Raw genomic sequence first — 22,406 nt, 5'->3', positions numbered from 1 at the left:
GTTCAGGCCCTTCATGAAGAGCCTGTCGGTGCCGCCGAAGAACGCGTTGCCCTCGGTGAAGGCGAAGCTATAGCCGTAGATGGCCCACAGCAGCGACACCAGCGAGAAGATCACCAGGCACTGCATCAGCACCGACAGCATGTTCTTCGAGCGGACCAGGCCGCCGTAGAACAGGGCCAGGCCGGGCAGCGTCAGCAGGATGACGAAGGCAGTCGATACCAGCAGCCAGGCGGTGTCGCCCGTGGTCGGCACGGGTGCCGGGGCGGCGGCGGGAGCCGCTGCCTCTGCCGCGGGAGCAGCCGCTGCAGGCGCCGCGGCGGCCGGAGCCGCTGCCGGGGCCGCGGCGGCAGCCGGAGCCGAGGCTTCCGCGGCGGGCTTGTCCTGCGCCACGGCGTGGGTGGCCACGCCGATGCCGGCCGTGCCCAGGGCCAGCGCCAGGGCGCCGGTGCTCAGGATGCGCTTGATCCAGGATTTCATGTGATTAACCTCTTGTCGTTGGGCTGTGCGTCACAGCGCATCGCCGCCGGTCTCGCCGGTGCGGATGCGGATGACCTGCTCGATCGGGGCAACAAAGATCTTGCCGTCGCCGATCTTGCCAGTGCGCGCCGATTTTTCGATCGCCTCGATGGCCCGGTCGACCACGTCGTCCGGGACGGCCACTTCGATCTTCACCTTGGGCAGGAAGTCCACGATGTACTCCGCGCCCCGGTACAGCTCGGTATGGCCCTTCTGGCGGCCGAAGCCCTTGACTTCGGTCACGGTGATGCCGGACACCCCGACGTCCGAGAGCGCTTCGCGCACCTCGTCGAGCTTGAACGGCTTGATGACAGCGATGATCAGTTTCATCCGATTTCTCCTCTGAGCGGGTCGGCCCGGTATCCGCCCGGCGCCCGCTCTACCTCATGCTGGTTTAGAAAGTCTTGGTGATCGAAGCCCAGGCCGTGGCGCGGCCGACATAGCGACCGGACGTATTGGTATAGACCGAGTTGTGCGCGTTGGTGTCGATATAGGCGACCGCCAGCGCGAAGCCCTTGCCCAGGTCCTTGGTCAGGCCGATCTTCCAGTCCGTGTACGAGGCGCTGTTGATGTGCTTCACGTTCTGGTAGCCGACGTGCGCGTTCACCGTCAGGTCCCAGAAGTTCAGCGGCACGTTGGCCGTCAGGTCCACGTAGTAGCTGTACTTGCTGTCGGCAAAGCCGAACAGGTTGGTCAGCGACTGCGAATACTTCAGGAACACCGGGCCGTAGCCCGCGCCGACGTACAGTTCCGTGGTGTACGGGCGCGTGAAGCCGGCCGGGTAGTCGCCCGGGTAGTAGTACTGCAGCACGCCGGCGTCGTAGTTCCATTCCAGCCCGGCGATCGTGACGGTGTTCTTGAAACCGCCGTAGAAGTCCATCTCGATCGGCGCCGAGACCTGCGAGTTGCTGTCGCTGAGCCAGCTGATGTTCGAGTTCCAGTTACCGATGTAGAAGCCACTCGAATGCGAGTAGTCGAAGCCACCCTGGATGGCGGGGCGGTGATTGGTCTGCATCAGGCCGCGATAGCGATATTCGGTAGCCAGGGTCACATTGGCCGTGAACGTATGCGGCGAGGCCTCGGCCGCGGCGGCAGGAGCCGCCGCGGCGTCGGATGCGCTCTGGGCAAAAGCTGCGGAGCTGAGGCCGCAAAGCACAACTGCACTGGCACTGACTGCAAGGGCCAACTTCTTCATGGATTTCTTCTCCTTTTCCTCTGGCTCGGTACTCGTGTGTTTGGATTCGATAGTGAAACAAGGCTCCCGGATTCATTACTGCAACTGCCGTGCCAGGTCTGCCGCCATGCAGGAACCGTATTTTTGTGAAGAAAGGACCTCTCCCCTGCGTCATTGGAAAGCCCGCTGAGCGGCCGGCGGCACGTTAAAAGGTGTTACCAGGCCTCGCCGGCGCTTTCCCGGCGGCGCATGAAGCGCGATAATCGGCCCAAGCCGGCGGCAGGTGCCGTGCACGCACCGCGTTTGCCCGCGTTCCGGCCGGGTGCACCGTGATGCAGCACGCGAAATCCGCCCACCCATCATCCGCACCAAGGCGGTGCAAAAGGAGAATCACCATGAAACCGACCGACCTGTTCAACGATTTCCAGGCCAAGGTCAGCGAAGCCTTGCGCAACTCGCCCGCCAAGGACATCGAGAAAAACGTGCGCAGCATGATGACCCAGGGCTTCTCCAAGCTGGACCTGGTCACGCGCGAGGAATTCGACGTGCAGTCGCAGGTGCTGGCCCGTACCCGCGCGCGCCTGGAAGAACTGGAAGCCCGCGTGCTCGAGCTGGAGCGTCGCGCCGCCGGCGGCTCCGACAAGCCGGCTGCCGGCTGAAGCGCTTGGCGCGCCGCGCATCCGCCCCGGGTCGCCGATGACGCCGGGCAAGCGTCTTGTCCGCCATCATGGCCGCCGCACTCCGGCGGCCATTTTCGTTAACACTTCCTTGAAGTTTGCGGAGCAACGATGAGCCTCGCCCTGCTGCGCAGCCGGGCGCTGACCGGACTCGAGGCGCCGCTGGTGTCGGTCGAGGTTCACCTCGCCAACGGCCTGCCTGCCTGCAGCATCGTCGGCCTGGCCGACACCGAGGTCCGTGAAAGCCGCGAGCGGGTCCGCGCGGCCATCATCAACAGCCGCTTCGAATTCCCGAACCGGCGCATTACCGTCAACCTGGCCCCGGCCGACCTGCCGAAGGAATCCGGACGCTTCGACCTGCCCATCGCCCTGGGCATCCTGGCCGCGAGCGGCCAGATCCCGCTGGACGGGCTGGATGCCAGCGAGTTCGCCGGCGAGTTGTCGCTGTCCGGCGATCTGCGCCCGGTGCGCGGCGCACTGGCCATGGCGATGAGCCTGCAGCGCGACAATGCGCTGCGGCAGGCCAGCGATGCCGGGCCGCCGCGCACCTTCGTGGTGGCAGCCGAGAACGGGCCGGAAGCTGCCCTGATCGACGGGGTCACCGTCTATGCGGCGCGCTCCCTGCTGGAAGTCTGCGCTCACCTTGGCCCGCTCCCCGAGGGCCGGCTGCCGCGCGCCGAACCGCTGCTGGCTGTCGGCGGCGCCGAGCCCGCCCGCCCCGACATGCGCGACGTCCGCGGCCAGGCGCAGGCGCGCCGCGCCATGGAGATCGCCGCCGCCGGACAGCATTCGGCGCTCCTGATCGGGCCGCCGGGCACCGGCAAATCCATGCTGGCGCAGCGCTTTCCCGGCCTGCTGCCGCCCATGACACTGGAAGAAGCGCTGGAATCCGCCGCGGTGCAAAGCCTCACCGCCGCCGGCTTCCACCCCGCCCGCTGGCGCGAGCGGCCCTACCGCGCGCCGCACCACACCGCCTCGGCGGCGGCGCTGGTCGGCGGCGGCGGTAATCCCCGCCCCGGTGAAATCTCGCTCGCCCATCACGGCGTGCTGTTTCTGGACGAACTCCCCGAATTCGACCGCAAGGTGCTCGAAGTCCTGCGCGAGCCGCTGGAGTCAGGCCGCGTCACCATCTCGCGCGCCGCCCGCCAGTCCGATTTCCCGGCCCGCTTCCAGTTTGTCGCGGCCATGAACCCCTGCCCCTGCGGCTACCTCGGCCATCCGTCCCGGCCTTGCCGCTGCACGCCCGACCAGGTGCTGCGCTACCAGTCCCGGCTCTCCGGCCCGCTGCTCGACCGCATCGACCTGCAGATCGAAGTGCCCGCCCAGGACCAGCAGGAAATGCTCGATGGCCCGCCCGGCGAGCCCAGCGCCGAGGTGCGCGAGCGCGTACTGGCGGCGCGCGCCCGCCAGCAGGCGCGCCAGGGCAAACCCAACGCCGCCCTGGCAGGCCGCGAGATCGACGAGCATTGCCCGCTCGCGCCCGAAGCGCAGGCGATGCTGCGCGGCGCCATGACCAAGCTGGCCTGGTCGGCGCGCGCGTATTTCCGGGTCCTGAAGATCGCCCGCACGTTGGCGGACCTGGAAGGCGCCGAGCTATTGCAGCCCGGCCATGTGGGCGAGGCGATCCAGTACCGGCGTGCTTTGCGCACGCCGTGATTGCATCGTGAAAGACTGGGAACTGGCACGGGAGAGAGGTACTCGCGCGGTCGGCGCGAGCTTACGATATTCGCCGCTTGATTTTCATTTACACGAAGGCCAGCAAAAGCCTTCTAGGCTGCACACGGAAACACTGCGATCCCGTGAAAAATGGCGCCGTTCTCCAGTCTCACCCGATATGGCATGGCGACATGAATGCCGCCGTCGGCCGCCGATCCCAGCATGATTTTGGCGCCGATGCCACCCGAATCGAAATCCTCGTGGCTCTGCACTGCATCACTGCGCGTGAAAATCGACTTCCCCTTGAGCCATCCCTTTTTACCACCCGCCATTGCCACCAGTTGGAAATCGACGGTTGCAACAGAATTGAGGATCGAGAAGCTTGCCTTTCCACCGACCGTGCCGGCCTGCTGATTGCTATCGATATTGGTGCCGTTAACAAAAGTTATCGTGGTGACACGTGGCGCGCCGCACCGATAGGTCCAATTGCCAGGCATCGCCCTTAATGGCTTGATGAGCAGGTAATGCCATGACCACCGAGGGCTCCCATCAAGAATCTCCGTGCTTCCTTGCGGGGTAGTCAGCGTACCGGCCGACCATCGGCCTAATGCGAAATCCGCGTTCCCCGAAACATCGCCCAACTGCATCGACGCACCCGATAATCTAAAGTTAGCCAGGGAAGTCAATGCGCCGCTGTCCACCTGTCGATAAGTAGTCAACGGAGCCAACGTAAATCCGGAGGGACCGATGAGCGAGAAAATAGCCGGATTGTCATTTCGGAAAAGCGCCGACACGCCGCCCAAAATGCCGTTCGGCAATTCCGACTCGGACGATCCGGGTTTATCGGTGCGCCTTTCCCATCCGTCGCAGGCGCTCATGCCACTCGCCGCCATCAAAAGCAATGAGCAGAGAAATAAATCCCTTGGTTCCATGAAGTTGTGCGCTTGGTTCAGGGCTCTCAATGATTGCGAGGTTGAGACCCACCACAGCGGAGAACAATCGTTCCTAAACAGTGGCTTACCTGCGTGCGCAAGCCCATCAGAAACCGCTCAAAGTTGCATGAGAAATTTCCGCATGCATGGGGCGTAAACGTGTGGTGTGTCGACGTGCGAGAAGAAAGATATGCAGTCAGCAGGCAGCAGTAGGCTGCTGGAAGCAGGGAGTACGCTACAGAAAGACGAGCGCCGCAAAACCGGGTCGCGCCGGCGGCCACGCAGAACCGCTATTGGGATCTCGGACCGACCCCTGTCTGCTGGCACGCCGGACGCTGTCATCCGAACTTCACGGCATTTCCCTGTCCGGCGCGCGATGTACCTTCACCCGCGCGGCGGCACCGCGACGGGCGGCTCCGCGGGCGGCGGATCCTCTTCGGGCGGCAGCGGCAGGTCGGGAGGGACGCCCGGCGGCGCGGGCTCATCGGCCGGCGGCACGGTATGGGCGGGATGGCGGCGCGGCTGGGCCTGCACGGCGTGAGAATGGGGCATGACTGGTCTCCGCGTCGGACGATTCACCTCACCTATTTAAGCAAACGCCCCCGTCAGAAGCCAGCGGCATGCTGAAAGCCGGCCCGCGGCACCCGGCCGCCGGAGGGCACGCCACTTCGGCCGCTTCGGTCATCAGGCATCAGGCCGGATGCCGCCTGACGAAGAACAGCGCCGCGCCTACGGCCACCAGCACGCTGCCGAACACGCGGTTCTGCCAGCGCATCGCCCGCGCGTTGCGGAACAGGCCGCGCATGCGCGAGGCGAGCAGCGCGTAGCCGTGCATCACCACCAGGTCCACGCCGCACATGGTCGCGGCGAGGATCGCGAGCTGGGGCGCCAGCGGGTGATTGGGATCGATGAACTGCGGCAGCACCGCGACCATGAAGATGATCCCCTTGGGGTTGGTGACATTGGTCAGCAGGCCGGTGGCAAAGCGGCGGCGCGGGCTCAGGGCGGCCACGCGCGGCGCGCCGGCTTCGTCGCCCTGGTCCGCGGCGGCCGGGCCGTCTTCCACGCGCGCGCGCCACTGCTGCACGCCCAGGTAGACCAGATATAGCGCGCCGACCGTCTTGACCACGACAAAGGCGTGTTCGGAGGCAAGCAGCAGCGCGCCCAGCCCGCCGCCCGCCACCAGCAGGATGATCACCAGTCCGGTCTGCAGGCCGAAGATGGTGGTGGTGGTCTTGCGCAGCCCGTAGGACAGGCCATGGCTCATCGACAGCACGGCCCCCGAACCCGGAGACACGGCAATCACCCAACAAGCTGCGAAATAGGCCAGCCAGACTTCCAGACGCATGACATCACTCCTTGAATAGAATCCAGAATCGCGCCCGCACGGGCGCTTGCAAACGTTATCTCATCGGCCCGGCGCGCGGCATGGGGCACCACCGGCCCGGCGCAGCTCAGAACGGATGGAAGCTGGTGAGGAACTGGTCGACCTGCTCGGCCTGGCGCTGGTCGCGCGCCGCGTCGCCCGCCTCCAGCACCACCGCCTGGTAGACATGCACGCCCGAGGCCACCAGCCTTGCCGTCAGCCTGCGCGCCGACTTGTCCTGCGGCGACACTGCCGCCACCTGCACCTCCACGCCCTCCAGCGCCACCGCCGGCGTGGCGGCGGACATCACCGTCACCTGGCGGGTCTTGACCGCATCGGCCGGATGCGGCCCGAGATTGCCGAGCAGCCCGGCCTGCATCGATGCCAGCGCAGCCTGCCGCATGGCGGCATCGTCGGCCGGCAAGGTCACCACGCCCACGGCGAACAGGGTCTCGTCGACCCGCGCCGCCTCCATCGTCATCGGCAGCTTGCGCCCGGCAATCGACACCTCGCGCGCGGCGCCGCTCGGCTTGCCCGGATAGAGCGCGGCATAAGCCCCTTCGTTGGACTGGATGGTGCGCCAGTCATAGCGCGGCGAGCAGGCAGCCAGCGCACAGATGGCCGCGATCGCAACAAGCCCGGCGAGCGAGGGTGACGAAAAACGGGAAAACCAGGCGTGTGGCATCGCGGCAGTCGGGGGGGCTGAAAGCCTGGCAGCGGTCCTGCGAACCCTGCCCGGGAATGTGCGGTCCCGCACCCCAAGGCATGCCGGCACGGCGCCTCGGGTTCGGGCAGAAGCCGCTATTATCGGGGAACCCGCGCGCCAGCGCGCATTCATTGCCCACCCCATGCCACGCTCTTTGCAAACCTTGCCACCGGCGCCGCCATCGCCAAGCACGCGTGCGCGGCTGGCCGCGCGCGCCGCGATGCTCGGCGCAGTCCTGCTCGCCATCGGCACCGCGGCGATGGCCGCCTCCACGCACCTGCCGCCTGCCACGGACCTCGCCGCCCAGGCCGCGGCGGCCGCCAGCAGGGGCGAGCCGCTGGTCGTGCTGGTCACCCTGCCCGACTGCGTCTACTGCGAGACCGTGCGCCGCAACTATCTCGGCCCGCAAGCCGCCAGCGGCGAGATCGTCGCGCGGGAAATCGACATGACCTCGAATGCGCCCCTGCGCAACGCGGACGGCACCATGACCACCGCGCGCGAATGGGCACGCAGCCGCAATGTGGCGGTGGCGCCTACGGTCCTCTTCCTCGATGCACGCGGCCGCTCGCTGGCCACGCCGCTGCGCGGCCTGCAGCCTGACTTCTACGGCGCCTACCTGGAACAGGCGCTGGACCAGGCCCGCTCTGCCCTGGCAGCGACGCCGCGGTGAGCCGCGGTCCGGGCCAGGCCGCGCGGATTCCTGCGGCCAATCGCCGCACCCTTGGCGGCGCCGGAATTGCCTCCGGCAGCGCATCGGCGGGGGCAGTAGAATGAGAGCTTGTCTCTGACCTGTCGGCACGCATCATGACGACCTCGGCTTCCCCCTCGCCTTCCTCCCAGCGCAAGCTCTGGCCCGTCATCGCGGGCGTGCTGCTGGCCGCCGTGCTCGGCTGGTTCGGCTATCGCGCCATCGCGCCGGCCAACGCGGCGCCGCCGGCCACCTTCACCCTGCTGTCCGGTGAAAAGGTGAGTACCGCCGATCTCAAGGGCAAGGTCTACCTGGTCAACTTCTGGGCCACCAGCTGCGTCACCTGCGTCAAGGAGATGCCGGAAATGGTCCGCACCTACGACAAGTTCAAGGACAAGGGCCTGGAGTTCGTGGCCGTGGCGATGAGCTACGACCCGCCGATGTACGTGATGAACTATGCGCAGACCCGCAAGCTGCCGTTCAAGGTGGCGATGGACTCCGACGGCGCGGCGGCCAAGGCGTTCGGCGAAGTGCAGCTGACGCCGACCACCTTCGTGATCGACAAGGACGGCCATATCCTCAAGCGCTACGTGGGCGAGCCCGAGTGGGACGCGCTGCACAAGCTGCTCGACGGCGCCCTGGCCAAGGCCGCCTGACCGGGACCGCCCGGCCAGCGCCAGAGCCAGAGCCACCTTTTCCGCAAGCCTTTCCAGCCACATACCCGATGGCAAGGCCAGGCACGCAACGCCCCGGCTTGCACGCCTGGCCTGTATAGATATACAGTTACCGGCAGCTTTCCCCCGCCCATGCACGGCAGCGCACATGCGCGCGCCCGCATTCCTGAGGCCCCTGCCGTGTTACTCGATTCTTCCCCTGCCTTGCTGGATTCCGCGCCCGGCGACGCACTTTCCGCCGTGCCGCCTGCCCAGGCCACGCCCGCCTATCTCGCCAGCCTGAACCCCGAGCAGCGCGCCGCCGTGACGCACGAGGCGGCCGCGCCGCTGCTGGTCATCGCCGGCGCCGGGTCGGGCAAGACCAATACCCTGGCGCACCGCGTGGCGCACCTGGTGCTGGGCGGCGCCGATCCGCGCCGCATCCTGCTGCTGACGTTCTCGCGGCGCGCCGCCGCCGAGATGGGGCGGCGCGTCGAGCGCATCGTCGACCAGGCGCTCGGCAACCGGGCATCCGGCGCGGGGCGCGCCGCGCTGCACTGGTCCGGCACCTTCCACGCCATCGGCGCGCGCCTGCTGCGCGAGTACGCCGAGACGCTCGGCCTGTCGCCCAGCTTCACCATCAGCGACCGCGGCGACGCCGCCGACCTGATGAACATGGTACGGCACGATCTCGGCCTGTCGGCCCAGGCCTCGCGCTTCCCGCGCAAGGAGACCTGCCTGGCGATCTACTCGCGCGCGGTCAATACGCAGGCCCCGCTCGACGACGTGCTCAAGCAATGGTTTCCGCGCTACGCCATGTGGGCGGATGCATTGCGCGGCCTGTTCGCCGGCTACGTGGAGGCCAAGCAGAAGCAGCACGTGCTGGACTACGACGACCTGCTGCTCTACTGGGCCCAGGCGCTGGGCGAACCGGCGCTGGCGCAGGACATGGGCGCGCGCTTCGATCACGTGCTGGTCGACGAATACCAGGACACCAACGCGCTGCAGGCCACCATCCTGCTGGCGCTCAAGCCCGACGGCCGCGGCCTCACCGTGGTGGGCGACGATGCCCAGTCCATCTACGCCTTCCGCGGCGCCACGGTGCGTAATATCCTCGATTTCCCCACGCAGTTCTCGCCGGCGGCGGACATGGTCACGCTGTCGCAGAACTACCGCTCCACGCAGCCCATCCTGGCTGCCGCCAACGCGGTGATCGGCCTGGCGGCCGAGCGCTTCACCAAGGACCTGTGGTCAGACCGCGGCTCGGCCGAAAAGCCGGACATCGTGGTGGTCAACGACGAGGCCGACCAGGCCCGCTACGTCGCCGAGCAGATCCTGGCGCGGCGCGAAGCCGGGCTGGCGCTGATCGCGCAGGCCGTGCTGTTCCGCGCCGCCGACCACAGCGCGCAGCTGGAGATCGAGCTGGTCCGCCGCAATATTCCCTTCGTGAAATTCGGCGGCCTGAAATTCCTGGAATCGACCCACGTCAAGGATGTGCTGGCGGTGGTGCGCTGGATGGAGAATCCGCGCGACCGCATGGCGGGTTTCCGCGTCCTGCAGCTGATGCCGGGCGTGGGCCCCAAGACCGCCGCGCGCGTGCTCGACGCCATCGATGTCGCAACCGGGCCGCTATTCGCGCTCGAATCGTTCGAGGCGCCCCCGGCGGCGGCCGAGGCCTGGCCGCAGTTCGTCGCGCTGGCGCGCAGCCTGATGGCGCCGGCCGCGCCGTGGCCATCGGCCTTCGAGCAGGTGGTGGCCTGGTACCAGCCGCACCTGGAGCGCATGCACGACGACGCCCACGCGCGCGCCGCCGACCTGCAGCAGCTCGAACGCATCGCCGCCACCTACGCCTCGCGCGAGCGTTTCCTGACCGAACTCACGCTCGACCCGCCCGACGCCTCCAGCGACGAATCCGGCGTGCCGCTGCGCGACGAGGACTACCTGATCCTCTCCACCATCCACTCGGCCAAGGGCCAGGAATGGAAGGCCGTCTATGTGCTCAACGCCGTGGACGGCTGCCTGCCGTCGGACCTGGCCACCGGCACCACCGAGGAGATCGAGGAAGAACGCCGCCTGCTCTACGTGGCGATGACGCGCGCGCGCGACCACCTCGACATCGTGGTGCCGCAGCGCTTCTATGTGCACCAGCAGCCCGGCTACGGCGACCGCCACGTCTATGCCTCGCGCACGCGCTTCCTGCCCAACCGCGTGATGCCGCTGTTCCACAGCCGGGCGTGGCCACCGCCGCCGCCCGTGCCGGACGCGCCGGCCAAGGCGCCGCTGCCGAAGCTGGACCTCGGCAGCAAGATGCGCGATATGTGGCGCTGAGTCGCTGAGTCGCCGCGCCTCAGTGCACCGCGGCGCCCGCCGCGCGCACCACTTCGACCAGCGCACCCGCGCGCAGCGTCGCGGCGATGGCTTCGATGTCGTCGGTCATGTAGCGGTCCATCGCCAGGAAGGGCACGCGCTCGCGCACGAAGCCGAACACCGCGCGCCCGGCCGGCGACAGGTGCTCCACCGCGCCCGCCAGCTCAGCCGCCTGGCATGCCGCCAGCAGCTCCACGGCGAGGATGTACTGGTTGTTGTCGATGATGCGGCGCGCATTGCGCGCGCCGATCAGCCCCATGCTCACCACGTCCTGGTTGTCGCCGTTGGACGGCACGCTCTGGATGCTGGCCGGGCTGCAGATGGTGCGGTTCTCCGCGATCAGCGCCGTGGCCGGATACTGCGCGCCCGCGAAGCCGCAGCTCAAGCCCTCGTTGGCGGCCGCCAGGAAGGCCGGCAGCCCGTTGTTCAGGTGCGGGCTGAGCAGGCGGTTGAGGCGGCGCTCGGACACCACGCCGAGCTGGGTGGCGGCGATGGCCAGGAAGTCCATGGCGAATGCCACCTGCTGGCCGTGGAAATTGCCGCCGTGGAACAGCTCGCCGTCATCGAAGAACAGCGGGTTGTCGTTGGAGGAATTCAGTTCGCGCTCCACCACCGCGGCGCAGTGGCCCAGCGTGTCGCGCACCGCGCCCAGCACCTGCGGGATGCAGCGCAGCGTGTAGGCTTTCTGGATGAACACGCCGGTGCCGGTGTTCTTCTCGGCGCCGGCGCGCGTCTTCATCTCGCCGGCCAGCTGGCCGTGGCCGGACAGGCGCGTGGCGCCCGCCAGCAGCGCGCGCATATTGGCCGCGGACTGCACCTGTCCCGGATGCGGCTTGGCGATATCGTGGCCATGGGTCATGAAGGCATCGGCCGAGGCGTTGAGCCCCTCCAGCGCCAGCGCGGCGATGATTTCCGCCTGCGTCACCTGCGCGCGCATGGTCTCCAGCAGCAGGCACGACATGCCGGTCATGGCCGAGGTGCCGTTGATCAGCGCCAGCCCTTCCTTGTAGGCCAGCTTGATGGGTTCGATGCCGTGCTCGCGCAGGACCTGCGCGGTGGGCGCGGTGCTGCCGTCGGCCAGCAGGACCTTGCCCTCGCCGATCAGCGTGATGGCGATATGCGACAGCGGCGCGAGGTCGCCGCTGGCGCCCAGCGAGCCCACCTGCGGCACCGCCGGCGTGATGCCGGCCTCCACGTAGCGCAGCAATTGCTCGATCACCAGCGGGCGCACCGCCGAATAGCCGCGCGCCAGCGCATTGGCGCGCGCCACCATCATGGCGCGCACTTCCTCGCGCGCGAACAGCGGGCCCACGCCGGCGCAGTGGCTGCGCAGCAGGTTTTCCTGCAGCGCGCGGCCATGCTCGATATCCACCCAGTTGTGCACCAGTTCGCCGAAGCCGGTGGAGACGCCGTAGATCGGGATATTGGCCGAGGCCAGCTGCTCGAAGCGCGCCCGCGCATCGGCCACATGCTCGCGCGCCGCCGCGTCCAGGCTTGCGGCACTGGCGCCGCGCGCAACCTGCGCCACGGCGGCAGCGGTGAGTTGATGTCCATCGACCTGCACGGCCACGCCGGCCTCCGGGGTGGATGCGGGCTGGCGGGATACCTCGTTCATGGCTTGTTCCGGGTGATCTGTTCGGGGCACGCCGGGGCGATGCAGTGCCGCGCGGCGTGCCGGGCCCGCGAGTGTATCAAGAGATGAACGCGACTTTGCGCCTACAGCCCGTAGCGCTTGATCTTCTCGTACAGGGTCGCCTTGCCCACCTGCAGCAGGTCCGCCGCCTGGCTGACCGCGCCGCCGGTGCGCGCCAGCGTGTCGGCGATCACCGCGCGCTCGTAGTGCTCCATGCGCTCCTTGAGCGGCGTGGAATCGTCCAGCGCGTCGGCGCGCGCGCCGCCCTCCGGCACGCCCAGCACCAGGCGGTCGGCCGCGTTGCGCAGCTCGCGCACGTTGCCCTGCCAGGCGCGCTGCATCAGCGCCTGGCGCTGCAGCTCGGAAAGAATGGGCGCGGGCCGCTGGTAGCGCACCGCCGCTACCAGCATGAAGTGCTCGAACAGCGGCACGATGTCTTCGCGCCGCTCGCGCAGCGGCGGCAGCGGGATCGTCACCACGTTGAGCCGGTACAACAGATCCTGGCGGAACGTGCCCCGCGCCACCAGCGCTTCCATGTCGCCCTTGGCGGCGGCCACGATGCGCACGTCGATGGCGATCGAGGCATTGGAGCCCAGCCGCTCCAGCGTGCCTTCCTGCAGCACCCGCAGCAGCTTGACCTGCAGCGCCAGCGGCATGCTCTCGATCTCGTCGAGGAACAGCGTGCCGCCCGAGGCATGCTCGAGCTTGCCCACGCGGCGCTTGCCCGCGCCGGTGAAGGCGCCCGCCTCGTGGCCGAACATCTCGCTCTCGAAGATGGCCTCCGGCACCGCGCCGCAGTTCAGCGCCACGAAGGGTGCCTGGTGGCGCGTGGACAAGGTGTGCAGGCTGCGCGCCACCAGTTCCTTGCCGGTCCCGGTCTCGCCGTTGATCATCACCGGCACGTCGGTGGCCGCCACGTTGGCCACCAGCGTGCGCACCTGTTCGATCGCCGGCGAGCGTCCGATGATGCGCGTGCCCGCGGCCGGGCCGGCCAGCTCGCGGCGCAGCGCACGGTTCTCCAGTTCCAGCGCGCGGCGCTCCAGCGCCCGGCGCACGGTCTCGGTAAGGCGGTCCGCGCCGAACGGCTTCTCGATGAAATCGTAGGCGCCTTCGCGCATGGCCTGTACCGCCATGGTGATGTCGCCGTGGCCGGTGACCAGGATCACCGGCACGCCCGGGGCGGCATTGCGGCAGTGTTGCAGCAGGTCCAGGCCGCTGGCGCCGGTGAGCCGCACGTCGGTCACCAGCACGCCGGGAAACTCGGCCGACAGGTGCGGCATGGCGGCCTCGGCCGAGGGCAGCGCCAGCACATTGAAGCCAGCCAGCTCCAGGCTCTGCGCGGTGGCCTGGCGCACCAGGGGTTCGTCTTCGACGAACAGGACACGCAATCCGTCTTGCATGGCGATGCTCACTGGGTGTTGGTGGAGGAAGCGCCGGATGGCGCGGCGGCAGATGCGGAGGACGGCGCCACGGCAGCGCCGGGCAGCGTCGCGCGCCGCAGCACCACCAGGAATTCGGCGCCGCCCCCCGCACGGTTGGCCGCGCTCAGCTGGCCGCCGAACTCGCGCACGATGGAGGTGGAGATGGCCAGTCCCAGGCCCAGCCCCTGGCCGATTTCCTTGGTGGTGAAGAACGGCTCGAACAGCCTGGGCAAGGCGTCATCGGCGATGCCGCCGCCGTTGTCGCGCACGGCGATGCTGACCGTCTCGCCCTGCTCGCTGACCGCCACTTCCACGCAAGGGGCCGCCGGCAGGGCAGCCGCCAGCGCATCCAGCGCGTTGCCGATCAGGTTGAGCAGCACCTGCTCGAGCTTGAGCTCGTCGGCCCAGACCGCCGGGCCCGGCGGCGGCGACAAGCCTTCCACCTTCAGCGCGACCTGGCCCAGGCGCGGCGCCATCAGCGCCAGCACGTGGTCGAGCGCGGCGCGCACGGGCACCGCGTGGCGGCGCGGACGCGCCTTGCCGGCGAACAGCTTGAGCTGACCGGTGATCTTGCCCATGCGCGCGGTGAGATCGGCGATGGCGGCGAGGTTGTCGGTGGCGGCATCGAGCTTGCCGCGCTCGAGCAGCACGCGCGTGTTGTCGGAGAACGTGCGCAGCGCGGCCAGCGGCTGGTTCAGCTCATGGGTGATGCCCGCGGCCATCTGGCCCAGCGCCGCCAGCTTGCTGGCCTGCACCAGCTCGTCCTGCGCCGCGCGCAGCTCGCTTTCGGCGCGCGTGCGCTCGGCCACCTCGGCCTCGAGCTGCTCGTTGATCGCCATCAGGTCGGCGGTGCGCGCCTCCACGCGGCGCTCCAGCTCGTCGTAGGCGGCCTCGAGCAGGCGCCGGCCGTACTCGATGTCGCGCGCGCGCTGGCGGCGCTGGCGCCAGTTGAACAGCAGCAGGCACATGCAGGCGTAGGCCAGGGCCGCGCCCAGCGTGGCATTGCGCGCGCTGGCCAGCACCGGATCCAGCGCGGCCAGCACCTGCATGGTCCAGTCGGCCGGGCCCACCTTGCGGCTGACTTCCAGGTACCGCTCAGCCTTGCCGCCGGTGCCGATGCGCACCAGCCGCGCGCCCTCGCCCAGCACGGTCTGGCCGAGCCAGCGCGTGACCGGCGACTGCAGCGCGTCCAGCGGCAGCGGCTTGACCTCCTGGTCGTGGTACTGGCGCGTGCGGTCCAGCTCCGACTGCAGCTCGGGCGGCAGCGGGCGCAGCGTGCGGTACTGCCAGCCCGGCACGGAGGAAAGGAAGATCACGCCGTGGTCGTCGCTTACCATCACCGGCTCGGCGCCGCCGGCACCGGCACGCTGGAACCATTCCAGGTTGAGCTTGACCACGGTCACGCCCACCACGCGGCCGCCCGCCTTGACCGGCTGGGCGATGTAGTAGCCCGGCTCGTCGCTGGTCACGCCGATGGCGTAGAAGCGCCCGACCTCGCCACGCGAAGCGATCTGGAAATACGGCCGGAAGCGATAGTCGGTGCCGACGAAGCTGCCCGGCTCGTCATGGTTGCTGGCGGCCAGCGCGAGCCCGTTGGCGGCGATCACGTAGGTGGCCGAGGCGCGCGCGCGGCGGTTGACTTCAGCGAGATAGCGGTTGGCCGCCGCCACGCGCGTCGGGTCGTTGGGCGCGGCGAGCAAGTCGTGTACGAAGGGATGGAGCGAGACCAGCGCCGGCAGGAACTCGTAGCGGTCCAGCGTGCTCTCCAGCGTGGCCGAGTAGCGGTCGGCGCGCGTGGCCGTGCTTTGCTGCAGGGCGTCGATGCCGCGCTGCACCGAAACCAGCCAGGTCAGCGAGCACAGCACCAGCAGGCCGACGGCCAGTGCCGCGGCGAAGCCCCGCCAGGTGCCGCCACCATCGCCCGGCGCATGCACCAGGCGGGCGGAAGCGGGATCATGCACGGCGAGAAAATCGTCGGAATGTGGCATCGGCGCACGCGTTGGGACACGCGCCGATGATACCCGCTGGCGGGCGGCGCCGGCTGGCGCCGCCGCCCCGCCGGGGCCGCGGGGGCCGCCGGCGGCGTCCTCAGCGGACGCCGGGGCCGGCTTCGGCAAGTTCGGCCGTTTCATCGCCGCCACGGCGCAGCGCGCGATCGAGCTGCGCGCGGTCCAGCTCGTGCTCCCAGGCCGACATCACCACCGTGGCCACGCCGTTGCCGATGATATTGGTCAGGGCGCGGCATTCGCTCATGAAGCGGTCGATGCCGAGGATCAGCACCATGCCCGCCACCGGGATGTCAGGCACCACCGCCAGCGTGGCGGCCAGCGTGATGAAGCCCGAGCCGGTCACGCCGCTGGCGCCCTTGGAGGTGATCATCGCCACGCCCAGCACGGTGAGCTGCTGCAGCAGCGTCAGCTCGATGCCGGTGGCCTGGGCGATGAAGATCACCGCCATGGTCATGTAGATATTGGTGCCGTCCAGGTTGAACGAGTAACCCGTGGGTACCACCAGGCCCACCACCGACTTGGAGCAGCCGAGCTTTTCCAGCTTTTCCATCAGGTGCGGCAGCGCCGCTTCCGACGAGCTGGTGCCCAGCACGATCAGCAGCTCTTCCTTGATGTAGGAAACGAAGCGGAAGATGGAGAAACCCGTGAGGCGCGCCACCGTGCCCAGCACCACCACCACGAACACGATGGCCGTGAAGTAGAACGTGCCGATCAGCTTGAGCAGCGGCACCAGCGAGCCCAGGCCGTACTTGCCGATGGTGAAGGCCATCGCGCCGAAGGCGCCGATCGGCGCCACCTTGGTGATGACGTGCACGATGTGGAAGAACACCTTGGAGACCTGCTCGACGAAGTCGAACACGATCTTCGAGCGGTCGCCCATGGCCGCCAGCGCGGAGCCGAAGAACAGCGAGATCAGCAGGATCTGCAGGATGTCGCCGTTGGCGAACGCGCTCACCATCGTGTCGGGGATGATGTGCATGAAGAACTCGACCGTGCTCTGGCCATGCGCCTGCGTCACGTACTGCGAGATCGCCTTGGTATCGAGCGTGGCCGGATCGATGTTGAAGCCCACGCCCGGCTTGAGCACATGCGCGGAGATCAGCCCGATCAGCAGCGCGAAGGTGGAGATGATCTCGAAGTACAGCAGCGCCTTGCCGCCCACGCGGCCCACCTTCTTCATGTCGCGCATGCCGGCGATGCCGGACACCACGGTACAGAAGATGATCGGCCCGATGATCATCTTGATCAGCTTGATGAAGCCGTCGCCCAGGGGCTTCATGGCCACGCCGGTGGCAGGCCAGAAGTGTCCGAGCACGATGCCGACCAGGATGGCGAACAGCACCTGCACGTACAGGATCTTGTAAAAGGGTTTCCTCATGATGTCGTCCTCGGTGTTTTTGACCGTGCCCGCCGCCGCAGCAGCGGCAGGTTCGCGCACCCTTGTCGATGAGGGCGCGTCTGGCTTATATAGTTGCAACCGTCGTGCCAGCCATGTGCCTCGCGCCAAACCCCTGATTCAAAAGGAAAAACCCTGAAGCGCAGGCGCGAGCACTCCGGCTTTCCGGAAATCCGGAAAGCCGGCGTCCGGAGATCCGGAAGCGGGCGGCTGCCGCAGGTGCCCGCTACGCCACCCGCGGCGGCGCGCCGATGCACGCAGGCCACGCGCACGCGCGCAAAGCGGCGAAGCGGCCCGCGCGACCCCGTATAATTCAGGGCTTCCACCTGACCCCAGCGGCCGGCGCGCGCGCCGGGCATCCAGCTTCCTGGTGCCGCATGCCGCCCGACGCCCGCCAAGCCACGCATGAGCAGCTTCTATCAGCACCACGTTTTCTTCTGCCTCAACCAGCGCGAGGACGGCGCTGCCTGCTGCGCGGACCACAATGCCAAGGCCATGCAGGAATACGCCAAGAAGCGCTGCAAGGCGCTGGGCATCGCCGGCGGCGAAGGGCGCGTGCGGATCAACAAGGCCGGCTGCCTGGACCGCTGTGAACTCGGCCCGGTGCTGGTGGTCTATCCCGAGGCCGTCTGGTACACCTTCGTCGACGAGCATGACATCGACGAAATCATCGACAGCCACCTGGTGGGCGGCAAGCCGGTCGAGCGGCTGATGCTCGACCGCTGAGCCGCCGGTCCGCGGACACCCCGGGCCTGTTGAACCGTTGCAACCCGGGCGGCGCCCCGCCCGCGCCAGCCATCCCGTTGCCCAGCATTCCCGTCATCCTGTTTCCTGCTTCCCGTCTGCCATGAACGCGCATACCCAGGTACACACCATCGCCGGCCCGGCCGGCGCCATCGACCTCTCGGTCGACCTGCCGCAGGGCCAGGCCCCGCGCGGCCTGGCCCTGGTGGCCCATCCGCACCCGCTGTTCGGCGGCACCAAGGACAACAAGGTGGCGCAGACCCTCGCACGCAGCTTCGTGCAGCTGGGCTACGCCACCGTGCGTCCCAACTTCCGCGGCGTGGGCGGCAGCGCCGGCACGCACGACAACGGCGTGGGCGAGCAGGACGACCTGCTGGCCGTGGTGGACTGGATGCGCACGCAGACCGCCTGGTCGCCCGAGGCAGCCACGCTGCCGCTGGCGCTCGGCGGCTTCTCGTTCGGCAGCTACGTGGCCAGCCACGTGGCCAGGCGCCTGGCCGCCGCCGGCGCGCCGGTGCAGCGCCTGGCCATGGTGGGCACCGCCGCCAGCCGCTGGGAGGTGGCCGAGGTGCCGGCCGACACCATCGTCATCCACGGCGAGCAGGACGAGACCGTGCCGCTGGCCAGCGTGTTCGACTGGGCGCGCCCGCAGGAACTGCCGGTGATCGTGATCCCCGGCGCCGACCATTTCTTTCATCGCAAGCTGCACCTGATCAAGCAGCTCGTCGTCAATGCGTGGGACCAGTGACGCGTGCGACAACCGTGGCGGGGCCGGCAAGCTGCCGCCCGGCCGCGTCGCCTCAGGCACCCCTTCGCAACTTCTTCTTTGCCGGAAAACTGAAACATGTTGAATAGAGCCACGCCGCTTTTCGCGTCCGCCAACACGTCCACCCTGGTCGCCGCCGCCACCGCTGCCGTGATCGGCACCGCCTCGCTGCTGGCCGCGGCCCCCGTGCGCGCCCAGGGCGTGCCGATGCCGCAGGTGGCCGCCAAGTCCTGGATGCTGTACGACGTCACCAGCGGCCAGGCCCTGGCCTCGCAGAACGCCGATGTGCGCATCGAGCCGGCCTCGCTGACCAAGCTGATGACCGCCTACCTGGCCTTCGCCGCGCTCAAGGAAAAGCGCCTGACGCTGGACCAGACCGTGGTGCCGACCACCGTCGTGCTCAAGGTCAAGAGCGATGAATCGCGCATGTTCCTCGAGCCCAACAAGCCGGTCAGCGTGCAGGACCTGCTGCTCGGCCTGATCGTGCAGTCGGGCAACGACGCCGCACTGGCGCTGGCCGAGGCCGTGGGCGGCTCGGAAGAAGGCTTTGTCGCGATGATGAACCGCGACGCCCAGCAACTGGGGATGAAGAACACCCACTTCACCAATACCGACGGCATCCCCGACCCGAACCACTACACCACGGCCAATGACCTGGCCACGCTGACCACCCGGCTGATCAAGGACTTCCCCGAGTACTACAGCATGTACTCGCAGAAGGAATTCACCTACAACAAGATCCGCCAGCCCAACCGCAACCGCCTGCTGTACATCGATCCCACCGTGGACGGCGTCAAGACCGGCCACACCAAGTCGGCCGGCTACTGCCTGATCTCCTCGGCCAAGCGCCCGCTGGCCAATGTACCGAACGGTTCGCGCCGGCTGATCTCCGTGGTGATCGGCACCACCACCGAAAGCGTGCGCACGCAGGAAAGCCTGAAGATCCTGAACTACGGCTTCCAGTTCTTCGACACCCTGCGCCTGTACGACCGTGGCCAGGTACTGGCCACGCCGGACATCTACAAGGGCAAGGAATCCACCGTCAAGATCGGCGTCAAGGACGAGACCTTCATCACCGTGCCCAAGGGCACGGGTGGCCGCATCAAGCCGGTGCTGGAGCGCCAGGAACTGTTGCTGGCGCCGATCGCGGCCGGCCAGCAGGTGGGCACGGTCAAGCTGATGGACGGCGCCACCAAGGTGGCCGAGTTCCCGGTGGTGGCGCTGGAAGCGGTGCCCGAAGCGGGCTTCTTCGGCCGCCTGTGGGATACCATCCGCTTGTGGTTCAAGCGCAAGTAGGAGGGCCCAGCAATGAGCACCGATGATCCCAAGGGCAAGCCGGGCGAGATCACGCCGGCCGAGTCGCTGATCGAATACCCCAGCCATTTCCCCATCAAGGTGATGGGCACCATGCAGGACGGCTTCGCCGAAGCCATTGTCACGCTGGTGCAGGACTTCGACCCCGACTTCCATGCCGGCAAGATGGAAATGCGCCCGTCGCGCAATGGCAACTACCTCGGCCTGACCGTCACGGTCTGGGTCACCAGCCGCGAACAGCTCGACGACCTGTACCGCGCGCTGACCTCGCACCCGATGGTCAAGGTGGTGCTGTAGTGGCCGGGAGACCGGCTTGCGCCCCTCTCCCGCCCGCGGCAGAGGGGCCGGGGGAGAGCGCGGGCGCCTGATACGTCGCCATCCGGGACATACGCCGCAGGCTTCGCTTCTTGCGGCTCCCGGCCAGACCACCGCTCTCCCCGGCCGCCTGCGCAAGCGGCTTTGGCGCATCCGCCGGCTTCGTCCGGCGACAGCTTTTTTCCCCTGCCGCCCTGAAGCCGCCACAATGGCCCACCGCCGAACCCGCGCGCCCATGCCGTCGCTATGGCGCCGCGCCCAGATCCAGAACTAGAAAACCATGAACACCATCACCCTCAAGCCCGGCAAGGAAAAATCCCTGCTGCGCCGCCATCCCTGGGTCTATGCCACCGGCGTGGCCGCCACCGAAGGCCGCTGCGAACCCGGCAGCACCGTGGTCATCCGTGCCGCCGACGGCCGCTTCCTGGCGCGCGCGGCGTACAGCCCCTCGTCCCAGATCCGCGCGCGGGTGTGGAGCTTCGACGAGAACGAGCCGGTCGACCACGCCATGTTCAAGCGCCGCGTGTCCGCCGCGCTGGCGCATCGCAAGCAATGGGTCACCGACAGCAATGCCGTGCGCCTGGTCTTCGGCGAGTCCGACCGCCTGCCCGGCCTGGTGGTGGATTACTACGGCAGCGGCGCCACCGGCCAGCTGGTGTGCCAGTTCAATTCCGCCGGCGTCGAGGCATGGAAGGACGCGCTGGTGCAGGCGCTCGTCAAGGAGACCGGCTGCCCCAATGTGTACGAGCGCTCCGACGCCGCCGTGCGCGAACGCGAAGGCCTGCCGCTGGTCACCGGCGTGCTGGCCGGCGCCGAGCCCGATCCTGAACTCAATGTCACCGAACACGGCGTGCGCTATTACGTGGACGTGCGCAGCGGCCACAAGACCGGCTTCTACGTCGACCAGCGCGACAACCGCAAGCTGGTCGGCGACCTCGCCGCCGGACGCGAAGTCCTCAACTGCTTCTGCTACACCGGCGGCTTCTCGCTGGCCGCGCTGCGCGGTGGCGCCACCGCCGTGACCTCGATCGATTCCTCCGGCGAAGCGCTCAAGACCGCCGCGAACAATGTCACGCTCAACGGCTTCGATCCCGCGCGCGCCACCTGGCTCGACGCCGACGTGTTCAAGACCCTGCGCCAGTTCCGCGCCGAAGGCCGGCAGTTCGACCTCATCGTGCTGGACCCGCCCAAGTTCGCCCCGTCGGCCCAGCATATCGACCGCGCCGCGCGCGCCTACAAGGAAATCAACCTGGTCGGCATGCAGCTGCTGCGCCCGGGTGGCCTGCTGTTCACGTATTCGTGCTCGGGCGCGATCAGCATGGAGCTGTTCCAGAAGATCGTGGCCGGCGCGGCGACGGACGCACGCGTGGACGCGCGCATCCTGCGGCGCCTGTCGGCCGGCACCGACCACCCGATGCTGTCCGCGTTCCCGGAAGGCGAATACCTCAAGGGCCTGCTGCTGGAAAAGATCTGAGTCTGAGGCGGGGGCCGGGGCCGGCGGCAGCGCCGTCATCGCAATTTCACGCGGGCGTCGCCGCTCCGTCACAAACCCCGCCTATAGTCCGGTATGCGGATGCGGCATTGGCAGGTGTCCTCCGCCTCTTCCTATCAGTCTTCGTGGTAGTTGCCCCGCGGCGTAGCGGGGCTTTTTTTTAGGCGCGGGCCGGGCTGCCTAGCGCGTCCTGTCCCATCGCCGCCCGCACCGCGTTGCAATGCCGGACGAGATTCGGGCGCGACAGCACGAAGCGCTTCAGCGGCGTGTCGATATCGTAGCCATGGATATTGGCGACGAACCCGTACAGGCCCGCATCGGTGCTGGCGGGTGCCGCGCCGAACAGGAAAGGCTGGTCGCCGATCAGGCCGGAGAGCACCGCGAGATCGGCCACGCCGCGCGCGTACACCTCGTCCGCTTCGAAGCGCCCGATCCCCTGGTAGTAGTACCGCTCGAAGTTGTATTTCTGCGCGCCGGCCAGCGCCGCTTCGGTGAGCTCAGGATGCTCGCGCAGCAGGGCCGCCATGAAGCTCGGCCAGTAGCGCTCATCGCGCCAGCGCGAGTACGACATGACCCAGTAG

21 protein-coding genes and 1 pseudogene are annotated in these 22,406 nt (G+C 68.3%); 10 read left to right on the top strand and 12 right to left on the bottom strand.

What is annotated here, in order from left to right; all coding sequences use genetic code 11:
* The 3 genes and pseudogenes from AC1DO7_RS25010 to AC1DO7_RS25000 all read right to left on the bottom strand — a co-directional run.
* A pseudogene (locus AC1DO7_RS25010) lies at positions 1-477 on the bottom strand (ammonium transporter); the annotation flags it as partial.
* A gap of 30 nt (positions 478-507) precedes the next feature.
* On the bottom strand, positions 508-846 hold the full coding sequence (locus tag AC1DO7_RS25005; protein WP_006159494.1) for a P-II family nitrogen regulator: 339 nt from the start codon (positions 844-846) through the stop codon (positions 508-510).
* A 64-nt stretch (positions 847-910) separates the two neighbouring features.
* Entirely contained in the window at positions 911-1,711 is an 801-nt protein-coding gene (locus tag AC1DO7_RS25000) for a TorF family putative porin (protein ID WP_441613770.1), read from the bottom strand.
* A gap of 374 nt (positions 1,712-2,085) precedes the next feature.
* On the opposite strand from AC1DO7_RS25000, the gene AC1DO7_RS24995 reads away from it, so the two are divergent.
* On the top strand, positions 2,086-2,349 hold the full coding sequence (locus tag AC1DO7_RS24995; protein ID WP_441613771.1) for an accessory factor UbiK family protein: 264 nt from the start codon (positions 2,086-2,088) through the stop codon (positions 2,347-2,349).
* 129 nt (positions 2,350-2,478) lie between these two features.
* Positions 2,479-4,023, top strand: coding sequence for a YifB family Mg chelatase-like AAA ATPase (locus AC1DO7_RS24990; RefSeq protein WP_441649710.1), 1,545 nt, complete (start codon positions 2,479-2,481; stop codon positions 4,021-4,023).
* A 113-nt stretch (positions 4,024-4,136) separates the two neighbouring features.
* Here the strand turns inward: AC1DO7_RS24990 and AC1DO7_RS24985 are convergent, their stop codons facing one another.
* The 4 genes from AC1DO7_RS24985 to AC1DO7_RS24970 form a co-directional block, all read right to left on the bottom strand.
* Positions 4,137-4,955, bottom strand: coding sequence for a hypothetical protein (locus tag AC1DO7_RS24985; RefSeq protein ID WP_441649711.1), 819 nt, complete (start codon positions 4,953-4,955; stop codon positions 4,137-4,139).
* 384 nt (positions 4,956-5,339) lie between these two features.
* Entirely contained in the window at positions 5,340-5,507 is a 168-nt protein-coding gene (locus AC1DO7_RS24980) for a hypothetical protein (RefSeq protein WP_441613774.1), read from the bottom strand.
* Between the two features lie 139 nt (positions 5,508-5,646).
* Positions 5,647-6,303, bottom strand: a complete 657-nt coding sequence (locus AC1DO7_RS24975) for a LysE family transporter (protein ID WP_441613775.1) — start codon at positions 6,301-6,303, stop codon at positions 5,647-5,649.
* Positions 6,304-6,409: 106 nt separating this feature from the next.
* Positions 6,410-7,006 carry a hypothetical protein gene (locus AC1DO7_RS24970; RefSeq protein WP_441649712.1) on the bottom strand — a complete coding sequence of 199 codons (597 nt, stop codon included), beginning with the start codon at positions 7,004-7,006 and terminating at the stop codon, positions 6,410-6,412.
* A 241-nt stretch (positions 7,007-7,247) separates the two neighbouring features.
* Here AC1DO7_RS24970 and AC1DO7_RS24965 point away from each other — a divergent pair, with 241 nt between their 5' ends.
* The 3 genes from AC1DO7_RS24965 to AC1DO7_RS24955 all read left to right on the top strand — a co-directional run bounded on the left by AC1DO7_RS24965 (position 7,248) and on the right by AC1DO7_RS24955 (position 10,696).
* A complete protein-coding gene (locus tag AC1DO7_RS24965; protein ID WP_441613777.1) occupies positions 7,248-7,697 on the top strand; it encodes a thioredoxin fold domain-containing protein in 450 nt (149 codons plus the stop codon).
* Positions 7,698-7,831: 134 nt separating this feature from the next.
* On the top strand, positions 7,832-8,371 hold the full coding sequence (locus AC1DO7_RS24960) for a TlpA disulfide reductase family protein (RefSeq protein ID WP_441613778.1): 540 nt from the start codon (positions 7,832-7,834) through the stop codon (positions 8,369-8,371).
* A gap of 150 nt (positions 8,372-8,521) precedes the next feature.
* The gene (locus AC1DO7_RS24955) at positions 8,522-10,696 is read left to right on the top strand and encodes an ATP-dependent helicase (protein WP_441649713.1); all 2,175 of its coding nucleotides are present in this window, start codon (positions 8,522-8,524) and stop codon (positions 10,694-10,696) included.
* Positions 10,697-10,715: 19 nt separating this feature from the next.
* Here AC1DO7_RS24955 and cmdF read toward each other — a convergent pair whose 3' ends face one another.
* The 4 genes from cmdF to AC1DO7_RS24935 all read right to left on the bottom strand — a co-directional run bounded on the left by cmdF (position 10,716) and on the right by AC1DO7_RS24935 (position 17,179).
* Positions 10,716-12,350, bottom strand: a complete 1,635-nt coding sequence (gene cmdF, locus AC1DO7_RS24950; RefSeq protein WP_441613780.1) for a tyrosine 2,3-aminomutase — start codon at positions 12,348-12,350, stop codon at positions 10,716-10,718.
* Positions 12,351-12,451: 101 nt separating this feature from the next.
* Positions 12,452-13,768 carry a sigma-54-dependent transcriptional regulator gene (locus tag AC1DO7_RS24945; RefSeq protein ID WP_441613781.1) on the bottom strand — a complete coding sequence of 439 codons (1,317 nt, stop codon included), beginning with the start codon at positions 13,766-13,768 and terminating at the stop codon, positions 12,452-12,454.
* Positions 13,769-13,776: 8 nt separating this feature from the next.
* Positions 13,777-15,777, bottom strand: coding sequence for a sensor histidine kinase (locus AC1DO7_RS24940; protein ID WP_441613782.1), 2,001 nt, complete (start codon positions 15,775-15,777; stop codon positions 13,777-13,779).
* Positions 15,778-15,877: 100 nt separating this feature from the next.
* Complete coding sequence (locus tag AC1DO7_RS24935) at positions 15,878-17,179, bottom strand: dicarboxylate/amino acid:cation symporter (RefSeq protein WP_441643157.1); 1,302 nt, start codon at positions 17,177-17,179, stop codon at positions 15,878-15,880.
* Between the two features lie 420 nt (positions 17,180-17,599).
* On the opposite strand from AC1DO7_RS24935, the gene AC1DO7_RS24930 reads away from it, so the two are divergent.
* The 5 genes from AC1DO7_RS24930 (at position 17,600) to AC1DO7_RS24910 (ending at position 21,807) form a co-directional block, all read left to right on the top strand.
* Entirely contained in the window at positions 17,600-17,920 is a 321-nt protein-coding gene (locus tag AC1DO7_RS24930) for a (2Fe-2S) ferredoxin domain-containing protein (RefSeq protein WP_441613783.1), read from the top strand.
* Between the two features lie 121 nt (positions 17,921-18,041).
* Complete coding sequence (locus tag AC1DO7_RS24925; RefSeq protein ID WP_441613784.1) at positions 18,042-18,686, top strand: alpha/beta hydrolase; 645 nt, start codon at positions 18,042-18,044, stop codon at positions 18,684-18,686.
* A 96-nt stretch (positions 18,687-18,782) separates the two neighbouring features.
* Positions 18,783-20,000 carry a D-alanyl-D-alanine carboxypeptidase family protein gene (locus AC1DO7_RS24920; protein ID WP_441613785.1) on the top strand — a complete coding sequence of 406 codons (1,218 nt, stop codon included), beginning with the start codon at positions 18,783-18,785 and terminating at the stop codon, positions 19,998-20,000.
* A 12-nt stretch (positions 20,001-20,012) separates the two neighbouring features.
* Positions 20,013-20,315 (top strand): HP0495 family protein, encoded by a 303-nt coding sequence (locus AC1DO7_RS24915; RefSeq protein ID WP_441613786.1) that lies wholly within the window; start codon positions 20,013-20,015, stop codon positions 20,313-20,315.
* A gap of 298 nt (positions 20,316-20,613) precedes the next feature.
* The gene (locus AC1DO7_RS24910) at positions 20,614-21,807 is read left to right on the top strand and encodes a class I SAM-dependent rRNA methyltransferase (RefSeq protein WP_441650173.1); all 1,194 of its coding nucleotides are present in this window, start codon (positions 20,614-20,616) and stop codon (positions 21,805-21,807) included.
* A 178-nt stretch (positions 21,808-21,985) separates the two neighbouring features.
* Here the strand turns inward: AC1DO7_RS24910 and AC1DO7_RS24905 are convergent.
* Positions 21,986-22,406: glutathione S-transferase C-terminal domain-containing protein (locus AC1DO7_RS24905; RefSeq protein ID WP_477116678.1), on the bottom strand; the 421-nt coding region annotated here is incomplete at its 5' end.

The organism is Cupriavidus sp. 05N40 (assembly GCF_056397305.1).
Note: the sequence above shows the minus strand (reverse complement) of the source record. Positions and strands in the feature narration are given on the sequence as shown.

What these genes read in the sequence shown, in the direction of transcription:
- AC1DO7_RS25005 (WP_006159494.1), bottom strand. Translation starts at nt 846, where the DNA reads ATGAAACTGATCATCGCTGTCATCAAGCCGTTCAAGCTCGACGAGGTG.
- AC1DO7_RS25000 (WP_441613770.1), bottom strand. Translation starts at nt 1,711, where the DNA reads ATGAAGAAGTTGGCCCTTGCAGTCAGTGCCAGTGCAGTTGTGCTTTGC.
- AC1DO7_RS24995 (WP_441613771.1), top strand. Translation starts at nt 2,086, where the DNA reads ATGAAACCGACCGACCTGTTCAACGATTTCCAGGCCAAGGTCAGCGAA.
- AC1DO7_RS24990 (WP_441649710.1), top strand. Translation starts at nt 2,479, where the DNA reads ATGAGCCTCGCCCTGCTGCGCAGCCGGGCGCTGACCGGACTCGAGGCG.
- AC1DO7_RS24985 (WP_441649711.1), bottom strand. Translation starts at nt 4,955, where the DNA reads ATGGAACCAAGGGATTTATTTCTCTGCTCATTGCTTTTGATGGCGGCG.
- AC1DO7_RS24980 (WP_441613774.1), bottom strand. Translation starts at nt 5,507, where the DNA reads ATGCCCCATTCTCACGCCGTGCAGGCCCAGCCGCGCCGCCATCCCGCC.
- AC1DO7_RS24975 (WP_441613775.1), bottom strand. Translation starts at nt 6,303, where the DNA reads ATGCGTCTGGAAGTCTGGCTGGCCTATTTCGCAGCTTGTTGGGTGATT.
- AC1DO7_RS24970 (WP_441649712.1), bottom strand. Translation starts at nt 7,006, where the DNA reads ATGCCACACGCCTGGTTTTCCCGTTTTTCGTCACCCTCGCTCGCCGGG.
- AC1DO7_RS24965 (WP_441613777.1), top strand. Translation starts at nt 7,248, where the DNA reads ATGCTCGGCGCAGTCCTGCTCGCCATCGGCACCGCGGCGATGGCCGCC.
- AC1DO7_RS24960 (WP_441613778.1), top strand. Translation starts at nt 7,832, where the DNA reads ATGACGACCTCGGCTTCCCCCTCGCCTTCCTCCCAGCGCAAGCTCTGG.
- AC1DO7_RS24955 (WP_441649713.1), top strand. Translation starts at nt 8,522, where the DNA reads ATGCACGGCAGCGCACATGCGCGCGCCCGCATTCCTGAGGCCCCTGCC.
- cmdF (WP_441613780.1), bottom strand. Translation starts at nt 12,350, where the DNA reads ATGAACGAGGTATCCCGCCAGCCCGCATCCACCCCGGAGGCCGGCGTG.
- AC1DO7_RS24945 (WP_441613781.1), bottom strand. Translation starts at nt 13,768, where the DNA reads ATGCAAGACGGATTGCGTGTCCTGTTCGTCGAAGACGAACCCCTGGTG.
- AC1DO7_RS24940 (WP_441613782.1), bottom strand. Translation starts at nt 15,777, where the DNA reads ATGCCACATTCCGACGATTTTCTCGCCGTGCATGATCCCGCTTCCGCC.
- AC1DO7_RS24930 (WP_441613783.1), top strand. Translation starts at nt 17,600, where the DNA reads ATGAGCAGCTTCTATCAGCACCACGTTTTCTTCTGCCTCAACCAGCGC.
- AC1DO7_RS24925 (WP_441613784.1), top strand. Translation starts at nt 18,042, where the DNA reads ATGAACGCGCATACCCAGGTACACACCATCGCCGGCCCGGCCGGCGCC.
- AC1DO7_RS24920 (WP_441613785.1), top strand. Translation starts at nt 18,783, where the DNA reads ATGTTGAATAGAGCCACGCCGCTTTTCGCGTCCGCCAACACGTCCACC.
- AC1DO7_RS24915 (WP_441613786.1), top strand. Translation starts at nt 20,013, where the DNA reads ATGAGCACCGATGATCCCAAGGGCAAGCCGGGCGAGATCACGCCGGCC.
- AC1DO7_RS24910 (WP_441650173.1), top strand. Translation starts at nt 20,614, where the DNA reads ATGAACACCATCACCCTCAAGCCCGGCAAGGAAAAATCCCTGCTGCGC.